This window comes from Paraburkholderia sp. (assembly GCF_036488795.1).
GTDB lineage: Bacteria > Pseudomonadota > Gammaproteobacteria > Burkholderiales > Burkholderiaceae > Paraburkholderia.
This window is the reverse complement of record NZ_DASXHA010000138.1, coordinates 1-16,227: the sequence shown is the minus strand read 5'-3', so window position 1 is coordinate 16,227 and position 16,227 is coordinate 1. Positions and strand designations below refer to the sequence as shown.

16 protein-coding genes and 1 pseudogene are annotated in these 16,227 nt (G+C 63.8%); 13 read left to right on the top strand and 4 right to left on the bottom strand.

Annotated elements, in window-relative coordinates; all coding sequences use genetic code 11:
- The first annotated feature begins 117 nt into the window (after positions 1–117).
- Positions 118–939, top strand: a complete 822-nt coding sequence (locus VGH41_RS20260; protein ID WP_331599327.1) for a Cof-type HAD-IIB family hydrolase — start codon at positions 118–120, stop codon at positions 937–939.
- 170 nt (positions 940–1,109) lie between these two features.
- On the opposite strand, the gene VGH41_RS20255 is transcribed toward VGH41_RS20260, so the two are convergent.
- From VGH41_RS20255 to aqpZ, 3 genes are all read right to left on the bottom strand, one after another.
- Positions 1,110–1,409: a PXPV repeat protein gene (locus tag VGH41_RS20255; RefSeq protein WP_331599323.1), complete on the bottom strand. Its 300-nt coding sequence runs from the start codon at positions 1,407–1,409 to the stop codon at positions 1,110–1,112.
- 285 nt (positions 1,410–1,694) lie between these two features.
- Positions 1,695–2,438, bottom strand: coding sequence for a histidine phosphatase family protein (locus VGH41_RS20250; RefSeq protein WP_331599322.1), 744 nt, complete (start codon positions 2,436–2,438; stop codon positions 1,695–1,697).
- A 157-nt stretch (positions 2,439–2,595) separates the two neighbouring features.
- Positions 2,596–3,336, bottom strand: coding sequence for an aquaporin Z (gene aqpZ / locus VGH41_RS20245; RefSeq protein ID WP_331599321.1), 741 nt, complete (start codon positions 3,334–3,336; stop codon positions 2,596–2,598).
- 274 nt (positions 3,337–3,610) lie between these two features.
- On the opposite strand from aqpZ, the gene VGH41_RS20240 reads away from it, so the two are divergent.
- Positions 3,611–3,913 (top strand): H-NS histone family protein, encoded by a 303-nt coding sequence (locus tag VGH41_RS20240; protein ID WP_331599319.1) that lies wholly within the window; start codon positions 3,611–3,613, stop codon positions 3,911–3,913.
- Positions 3,914–4,211: 298 nt separating this feature from the next.
- Here VGH41_RS20240 and VGH41_RS20235 read toward each other — a convergent pair whose 3' ends face one another.
- Positions 4,212–5,276, bottom strand: a complete 1,065-nt coding sequence (locus tag VGH41_RS20235; protein WP_331599318.1) for a glycosyltransferase family 4 protein — start codon at positions 5,274–5,276, stop codon at positions 4,212–4,214.
- A gap of 717 nt (positions 5,277–5,993) precedes the next feature.
- Here VGH41_RS20235 and flhD point away from each other — a divergent pair.
- The 11 genes and pseudogenes from flhD to VGH41_RS20180 all read left to right on the top strand — a co-directional run.
- A complete protein-coding gene (gene flhD, locus VGH41_RS20230) occupies positions 5,994–6,314 on the top strand; it encodes a flagellar transcriptional regulator FlhD (RefSeq protein WP_331599326.1) in 321 nt (106 codons plus the stop codon).
- Positions 6,311–6,865: a FlhC family transcriptional regulator gene (locus tag VGH41_RS20225; RefSeq protein ID WP_331599325.1), complete on the top strand. Its 555-nt coding sequence runs from the start codon at positions 6,311–6,313 to the stop codon at positions 6,863–6,865. The genes flhD and VGH41_RS20225 overlap by 4 nt, the downstream gene beginning before the upstream one ends.
- A gap of 45 nt (positions 6,866–6,910) precedes the next feature.
- A complete protein-coding gene (gene motA, locus VGH41_RS20220; protein WP_331599317.1) occupies positions 6,911–7,771 on the top strand; it encodes a flagellar motor stator protein MotA in 861 nt (286 codons plus the stop codon).
- 24 nt (positions 7,772–7,795) lie between these two features.
- Positions 7,796–8,794 carry a flagellar motor protein MotB gene (gene motB / locus VGH41_RS20215; RefSeq protein ID WP_331599316.1) on the top strand — a complete coding sequence of 333 codons (999 nt, stop codon included), beginning with the start codon at positions 7,796–7,798 and terminating at the stop codon, positions 8,792–8,794.
- 81 nt (positions 8,795–8,875) lie between these two features.
- Entirely contained in the window at positions 8,876–9,253 is a 378-nt protein-coding gene (locus tag VGH41_RS20210; RefSeq protein ID WP_331599314.1) for a response regulator, read from the top strand.
- 67 nt (positions 9,254–9,320) lie between these two features.
- Positions 9,321–11,612 (top strand): chemotaxis protein CheA, encoded by a 2,292-nt coding sequence (gene cheA, locus VGH41_RS20205; protein WP_331599313.1) that lies wholly within the window; start codon positions 9,321–9,323, stop codon positions 11,610–11,612.
- A gap of 63 nt (positions 11,613–11,675) precedes the next feature.
- On the top strand, positions 11,676–12,212 hold the full coding sequence (locus tag VGH41_RS20200) for a chemotaxis protein CheW (protein ID WP_331599312.1): 537 nt from the start codon (positions 11,676–11,678) through the stop codon (positions 12,210–12,212).
- Positions 12,213–12,254: 42 nt separating this feature from the next.
- On the top strand, positions 12,255–14,129 hold the full coding sequence (locus tag VGH41_RS20195) for a methyl-accepting chemotaxis protein (protein WP_331599311.1): 1,875 nt from the start codon (positions 12,255–12,257) through the stop codon (positions 14,127–14,129).
- 228 nt (positions 14,130–14,357) lie between these two features.
- Positions 14,358–15,308 carry a CheR family methyltransferase gene (locus VGH41_RS20190; protein WP_331599310.1) on the top strand — a complete coding sequence of 317 codons (951 nt, stop codon included), beginning with the start codon at positions 14,358–14,360 and terminating at the stop codon, positions 15,306–15,308.
- Positions 15,305–16,102: a chemoreceptor glutamine deamidase CheD gene (gene cheD / locus VGH41_RS20185; RefSeq protein WP_331599309.1), complete on the top strand. Its 798-nt coding sequence runs from the start codon at positions 15,305–15,307 to the stop codon at positions 16,100–16,102. Before VGH41_RS20190 ends, cheD begins: the two co-directional genes overlap by 4 nt.
- Before the next feature lie 5 nt (positions 16,103–16,107).
- Positions 16,108–16,227: pseudogene (locus VGH41_RS20180) on the top strand (chemotaxis response regulator protein-glutamate methylesterase); the annotation flags it as partial.

Sequence of the window (16,227 nt, the reverse complement as noted above, 5' to 3'; positions counted from 1 at the left end):
CACGCCCAACGCCCAACGCGCAACGCCGGATCGCGCCTCCCCAGACCAGCCCCCACCACCAACGGTAAAATGCGCACTTTGCCGCTGCCCGACGGTCCACAGCCGTCGGCTCTCGCCATGTACAAAGTCATCGCCACGGATGTCGACGGCACGCTGCTCAACGCCGATCACCAGGTGGACCCGTTCACGGTCGCCACGTTGCGCAAGCTGGAAAGCGACGGACTGCAATTCGTGATCGCCACCGGACGGCATTATTGCGACGTCGCAGGTATCCGCGATCTGCTCGGCATCAAGCCCCATCTGATTACGTCGAACGGCGCGCGCATCCACGCGCCGGACAACACGGTCATTCATGCCGACGATCTGCCGCCCGTCATCGTCCAGCGTCTGGTGCAGCCCGACATCGCCGGCGCGCACGGCCGCGTAATCGTGAATCTGTTTGCCGACGACGCGTGGCTGATCGACCGCGAGGCGCCCGATCTGCTCAAGTTCCATCAGGACTCGGGCTTCATCTATGAAGTGACTGACCTGCCGACCCACGATGGCGTCGACATCGCGAAGGCGCTTTACATTGGCGATCCCGCCGATCTCGCACAGGTGGCCGCGAACCTCGAGCGGGAATTCGGCGCGCGCCTGTACGTGACCTACTCGCTGCCGGACTGTCTGGAAGTGATGACGTCGAACGTGTCGAAAGGCCGCGCGTTGCAGATCGTGCTCGAACGGCTGGGCGTCGACGCATCGCAGTGCGTTGCGTTTGGCGACAACATGAACGACATCGATCTGCTAGAGACGGCCGGCCATCCGTTCATGATGAACAACGCGAATCCGGATCTGATCACCCGTCTACCCAACGTGCCGCGCATCGGCAACAACTTCGAGGCAGGCGTCGCGCATCATCTGCGCAAGCTCTTTTCGCTCGACGACGAACTGACCGCGTGAGCCGGCATAAAACCGGCCCGCATCCGTGAGAGCGGATGCAGGCCGCGGACTTTGGTCCGGTAGGGCAAGTCCTTCAACGGTCCCCGCCGCTTGCCACCGGCAGCCATCGGCTGCGATGGACCGCGCCGAGGCGGGAGCGACATCAGATGGCGCGCGCTAACGCAAGCCCCTTAGTCATGCCACCCACGGTGTGCGCCGCGATCGTCGTGGCCCCAGCGGCGGTTGTCGTGGCCCCAGCCGCGGTCGTAACGATGATCGTTGCGAGCGTAGTAGCCGTGATCGTAGCGATGATCCCAGCCGCCATAGCCGTAGTACACCGGCTCGGGCGCCGCGTAGACGCGCGCCGGCGCGGCATAGACCGGCGCGCCGAGCGACAGGCCCACGCTCAGATTCGTGTGCGCCTGCGCGACACCGCATGCGCCCGCTGCGAGTCCGGCGGCAACCAGCAAATGAGTGACGATGCGTTTCATGTTGTTCTCCTGTGACGCGACGTAGGTTTGTCGCACAGGACCAATGTACGCACTGGAGGCCGCACGGACTGCGACGAGTTGTTACGGACTGCAAGCATCGTCGAAGCAATCGAACCGTGAGAGACATGTCGCGCAGTGGCGGCACATAACTGCGGTGTGCGCCGCAAACGCTCGCCCCACGCCGAACCCCGGGCAACGGCACGGGGCCGCCAAACGCCGGCGAACGGGCGCGATTCGATTTCCGCGCCGACGTGCGTAATCCTGGCTTACATCTGTATTACCCGATTAATCTGCCGAGCCGCCGGATGCCGTCGAAGTGGGTGTCGATGCCGCCTGCCCCGGCAACGCCGCGCAAGGGCAATCGGCCCCGCGCCCGTCAAGGCCTTCGCGGTCATGTTTGAAGCTCGCGCGAGGTGTGCCGCCTTGCCAGTCGAGACGAACAATATAGATGCTGTCGAAGTCGTCGCTGTGCCACTTCGGTACGTCGGCCGCGTTGCCGCCGTGCGCACTCAGCATTTGCCGCAACAACGTTTCGATCAGTCGGTGCGCCCACGCGATCACGATCAGCTTGCCGTGGTTGGCCGGATCGACGAGCGCTGTGCCGAGCTGGTCGATCTGTTTATAGCCATACGGCGTTTGCACCGGCAGCTGGAATTGAATCGCGGTCGGCTCGATCGTCGCGAGCGGACGCACGTAGTAGTAGAGACGGCCGCTGTCGTCTTTTTGCTGGGCCGGGTCGGGCGCATAGATCGCATCGGGTTTGCCGAACTTGGCGGCGATCACGGCCGGCAATGCGAGCGCGCGGTTGAGCCCCTGGCAGTCGAGCTGACCGTAGCCCTGAGCGGGCTTCTCCGCGTGCCGCACGAACACGAGCGTTTCGATATTGCCGGCGGCGGACGTGGCCGCATTCGTCGCCGCAGCGGCCGCCGTAGCCGTAGCCGCGTATGCGGCAGGCGCCGCGAGTCCACCCGCACACAAGCCGCCGAGCGCAAATGCGACGCCATGCAGTAATTCGCGGAAGCGGGTCATCGATAGCACCTGTGCGAGGCCGGAAGGTCGCCCGATTCTAGCAGCGTGCCGCGTGAACCGATGTCCGGTGCGCCGCATCGTTCGCCGCAATGTCCGTCAAAAAAAAGGGCGCCGAGGCGCCCGTTGTTGCGCAACAGGTGGACCGCGCAACGGTTGCTCAGTCGAGCGCCAGCGCCCGCGCGGTTTCGCTGCGGCTTTCGGCAATCAACGGATACACGACACCCGCGATCACCGCGCCGATGATCGGCGCGATCCAGAACAGCCACAGTTGATCGATCGCCGCCCCGCCGACGAACAGCGCCGGGCCGGTCGAGCGTGCCGGGTTGACCGACGTGTTGGTGACCGGGATCGAAACCAGATGAATCAGCGTCAGGCACAGGCCGATCGCTATCGGCGCGAAGCCGGCAGGTGCGCGGCGGTCGGTCGCGCCGAGGATCACGAACAGGAAGAAGCCTGTCATCACCGCTTCGCACACGAAGGCCGCCGCGAGCGAGTAATGACCCGGCGAGTGCTCGCCGAAGCCATTCGTTGCAAATCCGCTCGCGACCAGATCGAAGCCCGGTTTGCCCGACGCGATCACCGACAACACGAACGCGCCGAGCACCGCGCCGGCCACCTGCGCGACGATATACGGTAGAAGGTCGCGCGCCGGGAAGCGGCCGGCGACGGTCAGGCCGACGCTCACGGCCGGATTCAGGTGGCAGCCGGAAATGTGGCCGATCGCGAACGCCATCGTCAGCACCGTCAGGCCGAAGGCGAGCGAGACGCCCACGAAGCCGATGCCCAGGCCGTGAAGCGGCCCGGCGAAGTTGGCGGCGAGAACCGCGCTGCCGCAGCCCCCGAGGACCAGCCAGAAGGTGCCAAACACTTCGGCTAAAAGGCGCTTTGACAATTGCATGATCGGTAATCCCTTAAAGACGCTGAAGGAGCACGCATCGCTCAGCGCGTATGCATGTGCGGAGCGCGCAATTCTAGACAGGGCTATCGCAATCGGGTGTCAAAAATTGTCAAGGTAAAGCGGGATTATTTTGGGATAAAAACGGAGCTCCACAATTCACGCGGCTTAATAATTATCTGAGGAAACATTGCTGAACCGGTATTACCCGCCATTGCGAATTTTTATAATTGCAGTTAGTCTGCGGTCCAATGAGTTCTAGAAAGGGGAGAACCGAATGTCTCAATACGCAGACCTCAAGGCGCAGATCGCCAAATTACAGGCGCAAGCAGAAGAAGCGCGCCGCACGGAGATCGACAATGTCGTCGCCGACATCCGCCAAAAGATCGCCGAATACGGTCTGACGGCGCAAGACCTCGGCTTCGCAGTCGCCGCCAAGCGGGGCCGGCCGCCGAAGAAGGCGCCGCTGCCGGCGAAATACCAGGACCCTAAGTCGGGCAATACGTGGAGCGGTCGCGGCAAGCCGCCCAAGTGGATCGTCGGCAAGAATCGCGAGCGTTTTTTGATCGGCTCCGTCTGACTCCAATGCGATGTCAGGCTGGTCACATGAAAGCGCTGTGAAGGTATTTTGGTTTTTTTGCTTATTGGCCAGCCGCTAATCCGCAGCCACGCGCAACGGTCCGCCGACTAAAAAAAACCGCCCATGCCGGGCGGCTTTTTCTCAAGCGGGTCGCAAGATAACTTCCATTTGAGCTTGCGCAAACGATTTCGTCATCGGATTTGTCTGCTATTCCGGGTCTATTGGTTCGTTCAAAACGCGGCTCGGAGACGGTGAAAACGGCCGGCTGCAAAAGCACCGGCGCGCTTTGCACGCACGCTTAGCCGACCGCCACCTGACGCAATACCGGGCGCCGCGTCGCTTCAATCAGTGCTGAATAGCCGTCGATATAGTTCTGGGCCATCGTTTTCGAGCTGAAGCGGCGTTCGAACTGCGCGCGGATTTCCGTGCGCGACAACTCGTCCAGACGTTGCAGCGCGGCCACCGCGCCTTGTACGTCCTCGACGATATAGCCAGTGACGCCATGGTCGATCACTTCCGGCACCGAGCCGCGGTTGAACGCGATCACCGGCGTGCCACACGCCATCGACTCGATCATCACAAGGCCGAACGGCTCTGACCAGTCGATCGGGAACAGCAGCGCCTTCGCCCCCGACAGGAACTCCGGCTTCTGCGCCTCGTTGATCTCGCCGACGAATTCCACATGCGCCATCGACAGCAGCGGCTCGATCTCGCGCTTGAAGTAGTCCATGTCGACCTTGTCCACCTTTGCGGCGATCTTCAGCGGCAGACCGCTTTGCGCGGCGATCCTGATAGCTGTATCGACGCGTTTTTCCGGGCAGATGCGGCCGAGAAACGCCAGATATTCGGGCTTCTTATGCGGCTGCGGCGCGAGCAGTTGCTCCGGCAGTCCGTGATAGATGGTGCTGAGCCAGTTGGCCTGCGGCAGCGGTATGCGCTGCGAATCCGAAATCGACACGACCGGCACGTGCGAGAACGCGTCGAACACCGGCTGCAGTTCCGGCAAGTCGAGGCGGCCGTGCAGGGTGGTCACGAACGGGGTGTCCATCGTCGTGAAGAGCGGAAAGGGCATGTAATCAAGGTGAAAGTGCAGCACGTCGAACTCGTGAGCGACCTTGCGCACCTTTTCCATCATCAGGATGTGCGGCGCCAGCGCATCGCGAACCGTCGGATCGAGGCGCAGCGCGCGCGGCCAGCACGCTTCGAGATTCGCCGAGGTGACCGAATCGCCGCTCGCGAACAGCGTAACGTCGTGGCCGAGGTCGACCAGCGCTTCGGTCAGATACGACACGACACGCTCAGTGCCGCCATAGAGTTTCGGGGGGACAGCTTCATACAGCGGCGCAATTTGTGCAATTCGCATGCGGGTTCTCCTGTTCACTGGGGCTTCGCGGTGCGGCGCGCGAGTAGCGCGTGGAGCGAGTGCCTGACGGACGGTTGGGCGCGATAAGCCGCCGCCCGGCGGTGCTACGTGTTGAATCGGGTAATCCCTTAGCGTCCATTATCGGGATCGACGACGCCAATTCGAGCTATTTTTCAAACACTTAATGTTGTTACAGCGCGAAACACGCGCCGTTACAGCGCATCTCACGCGTCCATCCCAATTCTCGGGAAGCGCCAAATCTACATACATAACCCGCGCTCGGCGGCCCGCGCGCTATAGCAAGCCGCACGCCCGCTTTTCGATAGACGGCGAAGCGGCTGAAAACGGCCTCATTGTGCGAAAGCGCAAAGCTCCTATAATTGCTTCCCACGTTTCAAGCTGCGGCAAAAGGCCCGCAGGCTCAGCGGCCGGCGGCATCAGGCGCGTGAAACGGGCCCCAGCGCATCATCAGTTCTTCAACCACATCGTTTTCATCCCGCCTGCACATCTGCGGCGCGCCGGATGTAGGAAAAACTCCTACATAAATGACGGATTTTTCCGTCAGGACGCCGGGGTGTCTCTCCGATTTCCGACCGTCCCCCCTTTAGCCACAATGCTTTAAGACCAGAGACGAGCGAGGCGGGCTGACCGATGCCACGCTTTCGCAAACGTTTCCGCAAAAAACGGCCTGACCAGCCGTGCATCTGTACCGGGGGAATCATGAGCACGAGCGATATGCTCAATGAGATCAGGGAAGTCAACCTGTCCTATCTGCTACTCGCACAGCGACTGCTGCGCGAAGACAAGCCGTTGGGCATGTTTCGCATGGGTATCTCGGACCAGCTGGCCGACGTGCTCGCCAATCTGTCGTTGGCGCAGACCGTCAAGCTCGCGGCGTCCAACCAGATGCTCTGCCGCTTCCGTTTCGACGATCACGCGGTGCTCACCGCCCTCGCCGACAAGGGCAAGCAAGGTGTCGTCGCGCAGGCGCGTTCGGCGATTCTGATGGCGAGCCAGCCGGTCGAGCAGCTGGGCTGATCGCGGGTAGGAGCGTCGTACTCGAAGTCCGGGACATCGCCGTCGCGATCGAGCCGACGGTTTCCGCGCGCGCCTGCAGTTGCGGGAGGCGCAAACCGGTCTGTCTCGCCACCGGCCGGTTAGGCTGTACGTCGGGCGTCGCCGCGCAAGGGCAGGCGGCCGTTTCGACCGACGGGTTAACGACCTGGCAGCCCACCTGTCATTGCTCGCTGTTCTACAACATCTATCGCTTCATCGCCGGTCAAGGCTGCCGCACGATCGAGGCGATCGTTAAGCGCTACCGCTTTGTCTGGAGCACGGTTCAACTGCACGCCGACGAGCCGGTGCTCAGTCTCATGCGCGCATCGACGCGCGTACGCGGGTTCGATGCCCGCCTGCTGCAGATGACTGATGACTGCGTGCCGCCGATGCGCCGGGCACTTGGCCGCGCCCGCGACGGACGGCACGCTCCCCTCTCAAGCCCCGCGCCCGCGACGGGCGGCGAGCTCCTCTCGTTTACACCCAAGTCACGCGCGGCGTTTCCCCCAAAGTTTTTCGCGCCGTTGCCGTAAACCAGTTTAACGACGGTGAAGGTCGCTTTTTATGAGGGCTCGGCAGTGCTGATATTCGTGGGAACACTCGTGACGATATTGTCCGTTTTCGGCGGTTATGCGCTCGAAGGCGGTCATCTCGGCGCGCTGATGCAGCCCGTTGAAGTGCTGATGATCGCGGGCGCCGGTCTCGGCGCTTTCATTCTCGGTAACGCGATGAAGACGATCAAGGCGACATTGCGTGTGATCCCGACGCTGTTCAAGGGCGCCAAGTACAACAAGGACGTCTATATGGAGCTGATGGGGCTCCTCTACGTGCTGCTCGCGAAAGCGCGCAAGGAAGGCACGCTGACGCTCGAAGCCGATATCGATGATCCGTCGAAGAGCCCGATCTTCACCCAATACCCGAAAATTCTCGCCGACCGGCACATCGTCGAGTTCCTGACCGACTATCTGCGTCTGATGGTGGGCGGCAACATGAACGCGTTCGAGATCGAAAGCCTGATGGACGAAGAGATCGAGACGCACCACCAGGAAGGCGAGGCGCCCGCGCATGCGCTGAACAAGGTCGGCGACGCGATGCCCGCGTTCGGTATCGTCGCGGCGGTGATGGGCGTGGTCCACACGATGGCGTCGGCCGACAAGCCGCCCGCGGTGCTCGGCGAGATGATCGCGCAGGCACTGGTCGGCACCTTCCTGGGGATTCTGCTTTCGTACGGGCTGATCGGGCCGCTCGCGAGCGTCGCCGAACAGCGCGTGACCGAATCGACCAAGATGTTCCAGTGCATCAAGGTGACGATCCTCGCGAGCCTGAACGGCTACGCGCCTGCCATCGCTGTCGAGTTCGGCCGCAAGGTGCTCTTCTCGACTGAACGCCCGTCGTTCAGCGAGCTGGAAGAGCACGTGCGCCGCGTGAAAGCCAAGTAACCACGCGCGCCGGGGGCCGAAAGAATGAGCAAGGACAAAGACCGCGCAATCGTTGTCAAGCGCGCCGCACCGAAGAAAGCGGGTCATCACGGCGGCGCATGGAAGCTCGCCTATGCGGACTTCATGACCGCAATGATGGCGTTCTTCCTGTTGATGTGGCTGCTCAGTTCGGCCTCGACGATTCAGCTGAAGGGCATTGCCGACTATTTCAATCAGCCGCTCAAGGTCACCCTGTGGGGCGGCGATCGCAGCGCCGTCGATTCAGCCGTCGTGCAGGGCGGCGGCCGCGACATCTCGACCGACCAGCAAGGCATCACGCGCCAGACCGATGGTTCGATCATGCGCGCCGAGCACACCTCCGCGAAGAACGACGAAGACGCCGTCAAGCAGATGCAGGGCGAGCTGGAGCGCCGCGAGCAGGTGCGGCTGCACGATCTGCAGGTCAAGCTGATGGCCGCGATCGAAGCGAATCCGGTGCTGCGCCAGTTCAAGCAGCAAATCCGCATTGATTCGACGCTGACCGGCCTGCGCATCGAAATCGTCGATTCGCAGAAGCGGCCCATGTTCGCCACCGCCAAAGACGAAGTGGAGCCGTATATGCGCGACATCCTGCGCGAAATCGGCCACACGCTGAACGACGTGCCGAACCGCATCATCGTGCAGGGTCACACCGACGCCGTGCAGTACGCCGGCGGCGATAAGGGTTACAGCAACTGGGAATTGTCGGCGGACCGCGCGAACGCCTCGCGCCGCGAGCTGATTGCGGGCGGCATGGACGAAGCGAAGGTGATGCGCGTGCTCGGTCTGGCGTCGACGCAGAACCTGAACAAGGCCGATCCGCTCGATCCGGAGAATCGCCGGATCAGCATCATCGTGCTGAACAAACGCTCGGAAGACGCGTTGATGCACGACGACTCGACCACGACCACCTTGTCCGACGACGCGGCCGGCTCGGCCCAGTTGCAAAAAATGACGCAACCGGAAACGGTTGCTCCCAAAGCGCCTGGCGTGGCGCCGAAGTGAAATACACGGTTGCCGGACCTGCGAAGCCGCGCGTGCGGCGCGCAGAACCGGGCAACCCATAGTGAGCGCAGCGAGGTTTTAATGATCAGGCACATTCTGGCAATCGACGACTCGGCATCGATGCGGCAGATTATTTCCGCAACGCTGACGACGGCCGGCTACGAAGTCACAGTCGCGGCTGACGGCGAAGAGGGCCTGGAGAATGCGCTCGCGATGTCATTCGACCTCGTGCTGACCGACCAGCACATGCCGGGCAAGACCGGCCTCGATCTGATCGCTGCGCTGCGCGACAACCCGGCCTATCAGGCGACGCCGATCCTCGTCCTCACGACGGAATCCGGCGAACCATTCAAGGCGGCGGCACGGGCGGTGGGGGCAACGGGCTGGATCGAAAAGCCGCTCGACCCCGACATGTTGACCGAACTGGTCGCAGCGCTGGCCGAAGCCAGCGACGCCTGAGCTTGACCATCATTTATACAGCGGTACGGCAGCCAGCCTAGACAGGAACTCTCGCGGTGACCCAGGCATGACACTCGACATCACTCAGTTCTATCAGACGTTCTTCGATGAAGCGGACGAACTGCTCGCACAGATGGAGCAGTTGCTGCTCAATCTGGACATCGGCCATCCCGATCCGGAAGACCTCGCGGCGATTTTCCGCGCGGCCCACTCGATCAAGGGCGGCGCGGCGACCTTCGGCTTTACCGCGCTGACAGAGACAACCCATATTCTCGAATCGCTGCTCGATCGCGCGCGCAATAACGAACTGGTGCTGCGCAAGGACATGATCGACACGTTCCTCGAAACCAAGGACGTGCTGTCCGGCCAGCTCGCGGACTACCGCGCGAGCGCCGAGCCGGATGCAGTCGTGGCAGGCGCGATCCAGGCCAAGCTCGAACAGCTCTACGCGGAAAGCCGCCTGGGGGAGACGCAAGCGGCTCAGGCAGCGCCGGCGCCGGCTCCCGCTGCAGCTCCTGTCGCGGCGGTGGCAGAGGTGGTGAGTGACGGCCGCGCGCCGGAACACGTGGTTGAACAGGCAGTACAAGTAGCGGGTGAACTATCGGACAGCGAACCGGCACAGACCGGCGCGTCCAGCGGAGCAGCCGGCGCAGAAGGCGGCCCGCACCTGAAAATTACGCTACGGGGAGTAGGTGAGAAGGACCAGGAACTGCTGGCTGAGGAGCTCGGCAACCTGGGGCATATCGTTGGGCAGGTCAAGGCAGGCGGTGATTTGACGCTGTGGCTGCAGACCGACGTAACGTCCGACGACATCATCGCCGTGTGCTGTTTCGTGATCGACGACAGTCAGATCCTGATCGGCCGCGGCACGGCACCGGTGGATGAAGCGCAGCAAGGCGAACCTGGAACGCCAGCCGCTGCGCAACCCGCCCCGGTGCCCACACCGGCACCGGCGCCGGCGGCCGCACCCAAGGCAGCCGCGCCCGCGCACGGTCTGTTCGAGGCGGCGCCACCCGCGCCGTCCGCGGCACCGCCCGCGGCGCCCGTGCAAGCGGCGCCGCCCGCACCGGCTGCCACGCCGGCAGCGGCTCCGGCGCCCGCGCCTGCAGCCGCCGCGCCGGCGGCTGCCGAAGGTGAGCGCAAGGGCCGCCCGGCTGCCGCAGCCGCGGCCGAAGGCAGCTCGATCCGGGTTGGCGTCGAGAAGGTCGACCAGCTGATCAACCTGGTCGGCGAACTGGTGATCACGCAGGCCATGCTGGCCGAGACCACCAGCACCTTCGATCCGGCGCTGCACGACCGGCTCTTCAACGGCATGGCGCAACTGGAGCGCAATGCCCGCGATCTGCAGGAAGCGGTGATGTCGATCCGCATGATGCCGATGGACTACGTCTTCAGCCGCTTCCCGCGTCTGGTGCGCGATCTGGCGGCGAAGCTCGGCAAGGAGGTCGAACTCGTCACCTTCGGTCAGGCGACCGAACTCGACAAGAGCCTCATCGAGCGGATCATCGACCCGCTGACCCACCTCGTGCGCAACAGTCTCGATCACGGTATCGAAACCGTCGAGGCACGACGTGCGGCGGGCAAGGATTCGACCGGCCAGCTGGTGCTGTCGGCGGCTCACCATGGCGGCAACATCGTCATTGAAGTGAGCGACGACGGCGCGGGCCTGCGCCGCGACAAGATTCTCGCGAAGGCCGCCAAACAGGGCATGCAGGTCAGCGAAAACATGACCGACGACGAGGTCTGGAACCTGATCTTCCTGCCGGGCTTCTCGACGGCCGAACAGGTGACGGACGTGTCGGGCCGTGGCGTCGGCATGGATGTGGTGAAGCGCAACATCCAGTCGATGGGCGGTCACGTCGAAATCAGTTCGCAGGCCGGCAAGGGCAGCACCACGCGCATCGTGTTGCCGCTCACGCTGGCGATTCTCGACGGCATGTCGGTGAAGGTGGGCAACGAGATTTTCATTCTGCCGCTGAACTTCGTGATGGAGTCGCTGCAGCCGCAAGCCGAAGACATCTACACGGTCGCCAACGGCGAGCGCGTCGTGCGGGTGCGCGGCGAATATCTTCCGCTCGTCGCACTGCACGAAGTGTTTTCCGTGGCGGATGCCAAGTCGGAGCCGACCCAGGGCATCGTCACCATCATGCAGACCGAGGGCCGCCGTTTCGCCATGCTGATCGACGAGCTGGTCGGCCAGCAGCAGGTGGTCGTGAAGAATCTGGAAACCAATTACCGCAAGGTGCACGGCATTTCCGCCGCGACCATTCTCGGCGACGGCAGTGTCGCGCTGATCGTGGACGTGGCGGCGCTGAACCGCGAAACACGCAACGCGCATGGCGCGATGAGCCTCGCGTAAGCAGTCGGACCCAGGCGAACCTTTTACTTAACTTAATTTCATCCCAACCGTTTGGGGGCTAACGTGGCAGAAGTCCAATCCATCAATTCGAGCGTCGCCAATGCGAGCGGTACGAATGGTCGCCGCGACGCGCAGCAGGCTGATGCCGGCGGTCAGGAATTTCTCGTCTTCACCCTTGGGGCCGAGGAATACGGCATCGACATCCTGAAGGTTCAGGAAATTCGCGGCTACGACAGCGTGACGCGCATCGCGAATGCGCCCGAATTCATCAAGGGCGTGATCAACCTGCGCGGCATCATCGTGCCGATCGTCGACATGCGCATCAAGTTTCATCTGGGCCGCGTCGAATACGATCACCAGACCGTCGTGATCATCCTGAACGTCGCGCATCGCGTGGTCGGGATGGTGGTGGACGGTGTGTCGGACGTGCTGACGCTGCAGATGGACCAGATCATGCCGGCCCCGGAATTCGGCGCCACGCTGACGACCGAATATCTGACCGGTCTCGGCACGGTCGACGGCCGCATGCTGATCCTGATGGATATCGAAAAGCTGATGACCAGCCGCGAAATGGCGCTGATCGAATCGCTCGGCGGTTGAACGCCGCGAGCGAGCACATGAGCGGACAACAGGGAGCATGAGATGTTAAGCAGGTGGTCGATTCGGACGTCCTTGACCGTGGTTGGGATCGTTCTGGCGGCACTGACGATCGTGGTCGGTGCGCTCGGACTGACCGCGCTGAACCGGGCCAGCCAGTCGCTCGACGGCATCGCGCGCGGCGATCTGGTGGCGATTCACGCGCTCGACGATGCTTCGGCGTATCTGCTGCGCGCGCGTCTGGCCGTAGACCGCTTCAACACGCTGACCGCCGCCGGTAACGCCGACGAAGCGAAGACGGTGCTGGACCGCGCCCAGGAACTGCTCAACACGGGTAATGCAAGCTGGCAGACCTTCGTGGATGCGCCCAAGGCCGGCATCGATCAGGCATTGATCGACGACGTGGTGGCGCGCCGCGCGACCGTGATGCACGAAGGCGTGGAACCGGAACTTGCCGCTTTGCGCGCCAACGATCTGGCCGCTTTTCACGCCATCGCGGACACCAGCATCAGCCCGCTGTTCATCGCCTACGACAAGTCCGCTGCGGAAGTCGTGAAGGCGCTGCAGCAACGCGCGGCCGATCAGGAAGCTGCAGCCCAGTCGAACGACACCCTGATGACGGCATTGATCAGTGCCGGCGGCATGCTGGCCCTGGTGCTCGTGCTGCTGATCCGCTTCGCGCTGCGCGGGCTGATCGTCCAGCCGCTGGCGGACGCCACGGCATGCTTCGAGCGCATCGCCGCGGGCGATCTGACGCAGCCGGTCGATACTTCGAGAACCAACGAAATCGGGCGCCTGTTCGGCGGCATCAAGCGGATGCAGGACAGCCTTTCGACGATGGTGAAGGCCGTACACGGCAGCACGGAATCCATCGACACCGGCGCGCGCGAAATCGCCTCGGGCAACACCGACCTGTCGCAACGCACCGAGCAGCAGGCGGCTTCGTTGCAGCAAACCGCGTCGAGCATGGACCAGCTCACCGGCACCGTGCGGCAGAACGCCGAGAACGCGCGCCAGGCGAGCCAGCTGGCCGTCAACGCCTCGGATATCGCCACTCGCGGCGGCGACGTGGTGGGCCAGGTCGTGAGCACGATGCAGGACATCGCAACGAGTTCGAACAAGGTGGTGGACATCATCGGGGTGATCGAAGGCATTGCGTTCCAGACCAACATCCTCGCGCTCAACGCGGCCGTCGAAGCGGCGCGTGCCGGCGAACAGGGACGCGGTTTCGCGGTGGTGGCGGGCGAAGTGCGCAGCCTCGCGCAGCGCAGCGCCAGCGCGGCGAAGGAAATCAAGGAGCTGATCGGCGACTCGGTCGACAAGGTGCAAAGCGGTTCGGCGCTGGTTGGCCGGGCGGGCTCGACGATGGAAGAGATCGTGCAGGCCGTGCGCCGGGTCACCGACATCATGGGCGAGATCAGCGCGGCGTCGGAAGAGCAGTCCACCGGCATCGAGCAGGTCAACCGAGCCGTGGTGCAGATGGACGAAGTGACGCAGCAGAACGCGGCGCTCGTCGAAGAAGCCGCGGCGGCTGCGGCCTCGCTCGAAGAACAGACGCGTCAGTTGCAAAACGTGGTGGGCGGCTGGCGGGTCGACGGCGCGCAGCGAGCGGCTGTCCACAGCGCGAGCGCCACCAGCAGCGCGCGCAGCACAAGGAGCGCGAGCAGCGCGGCGCGCAGCAAGACGGAGCCGCGCGCGCCGGCCAGGGGTTCTGCCGCGCCGGCGCCGGCATCCGCGTCCGCCGCGCATGCAGCGGCTCCGGCTGCGACGGCTTCCGCTACGCCGCCGGCGAGGCATGACGCGCCGCGTGCGGCGACACCCGTTCGCGCTGAACCGGTCCTCAAGGCAAAGCCTACCGAGCCCGCACGTCCTGCCGCCGCGTCTGCGGCAGGTTCGGATGCGGACTGGGAAACGTTTTAACGAACGGCGCACAGAGATGCAGGCTTTCGGCTCCACGCCGCGGTATGGGCGATTGATTGCAGCACGCTCAGCGGGCGTGGTGCGGGCCGCCTGCCGGTTTCAACAGCCATTGGGCATGCAGTTGCAGGATTTCGCGGGCGGGCGCGACCCCGCGATGGAAGTCCACCGTCTCGAAGGCCTGTCCTTCAATGAGGCGGCGGACGCTTCGTATCGCAGGCAGGAAACTTAATGATGGCAACGCGCGCACAGCAACGTTCCGATAAGGCAGAACCGCTCAGACCCGGGGATCAGGCCCGCGACTTCGAGTTCACCTCGGCCGATTTCGACCGCATCCGCGAACTGATTCACCGCGGGGCCGGCATCTCGCTGTCCGATCACAAGCGCGACATGGCCTATAGCCGGCTCGCACGGCGGCTGCGCGCACGCGGTCTGGACAGCTTTCGCCAGTACCTCGATCTGCTCGAATCCGAAAACGATCCGGCCGAGTGGGAAGCCTTCACCAACGCGCTGACCACCAACCTGACCGCGTTCTTCCGCGAGGCGCACCACTTTCCGATTCTCGCGGAGTTTGTCGCCAAACGGCAGGCACCGGTGTCGGTGTGGTGCTCGGCGGCATCGACGGGTGAAGAGCCGTATTCGATCGCGATGACGCTGATCGAAGCGCTCGGCGACAGCGCCGCACGCCAGGCGACGGTGCTCGCCACCGACATCGACACCCAGGTGCTCGCCAAGGGCGAGGCCGGCATGTACCAGTTCGATCAGGTCAAGCATCTGTCGCCGGATCGTCTCAAGCGCTTCTTTCTGAAGGGCACCGGCGCGCATGCGGGGATGGTGAAGGTGCGCCCGGAAGTGCGCGCAATGATCCGCTTCCAGCAGTTGAACCTGACCGACCGCGATTACGCGTTGCGCGCGCAGTTCGACGCGATCTTCTGCCGCAACGTGATGATCTATTTCGACAAGCCGACCCAGGCTCAGGTGCTCTCGCGCTTCGACCCGCTGATGAAACCGGGCGGTCTGCTGTTTGCCGGCCACTCGGAGAACTTCACCTACGTGACCCAGGCGTTCCGGCTGCGCGGCCAGACGGTCTACGAACTGACGCGCGACGGGGGCGCTGCCCGCGCGCCGCAGCGCAGCCAGCCCGAACGGACGGTTGCGCCGGTTAGCGGGGTGGGCGTATGAGCAGCACCCTGCCGATCGCAACCAATCTGTACTTCGACAATCACTTCAAGCGTCCCGGCGTGAAGCTGTTGCCGAACGAGTTCTATACGACGGGCGACGACATGGTGCTCGTCACCGTGCTCGGCTCATGCGTGGCCGCCTGTATCCAGGATCGCACCGCGGGCATCGGCGGCATGAATCACTTCATGCTGCCTGACGACGGCGCCGACCTCGGCCAGGCCGCGTCCGATTCGATGCGGTATGGGGCGTATGCCATGGAAGTGCTGATCAACGAACTGATCAAGGCCGGCGGACGCCGCGAGCGCTTCGAGGCCAAGGTGTTCGGCGGCGCGGCGGTGCTGGCGGGCATGACGACGATGAACATCGGCGACCGCAATTCCGAGTTCGTGCGCCGCTATCTGGCACTCGAAAAAATCCGCATCACCGCGGAAGACCTGCAAGGCAGCCATCCGCGCAAGGTGGCTTTCATGCCGCGCACGGGGCAGGTGATGGTGAAAAAACTCCGGCTGCAACAGGAAGCCGGAGTGGCCGAGCGCGAACAGGCGCTCGCGCGGCAGACTTCGGAGGCGCGCGCCGAGCGGCTCGCGCGGGCTCGCGAACGGGTCGAGCTGTTTGCCACGCCGGCCGCGCGCCCGCGTGTCGAACTGTTCGGCACGCCGGGTGCGGCCAGACTCGCGGCAGGAGACGCGGCGCCGGGCACGGCGTCAGGCGCCGCGAAGCCGCGTATCGAGCTATTTGGCGCGACCCCGCGTCCGATCAATTCAAACAACGCCAGAACCGCAGAGGAGGCGTGAGAGCTGTGCAAAAAATCAAGGTATTGTGCGTCGACGATTCGGCGCTGATCCGCAGCCTGATGACGGAGATCATCAATGGCCAGCCGGACATGACCGTCGTTGCAACCGCGCCCGACCCGCTCGTG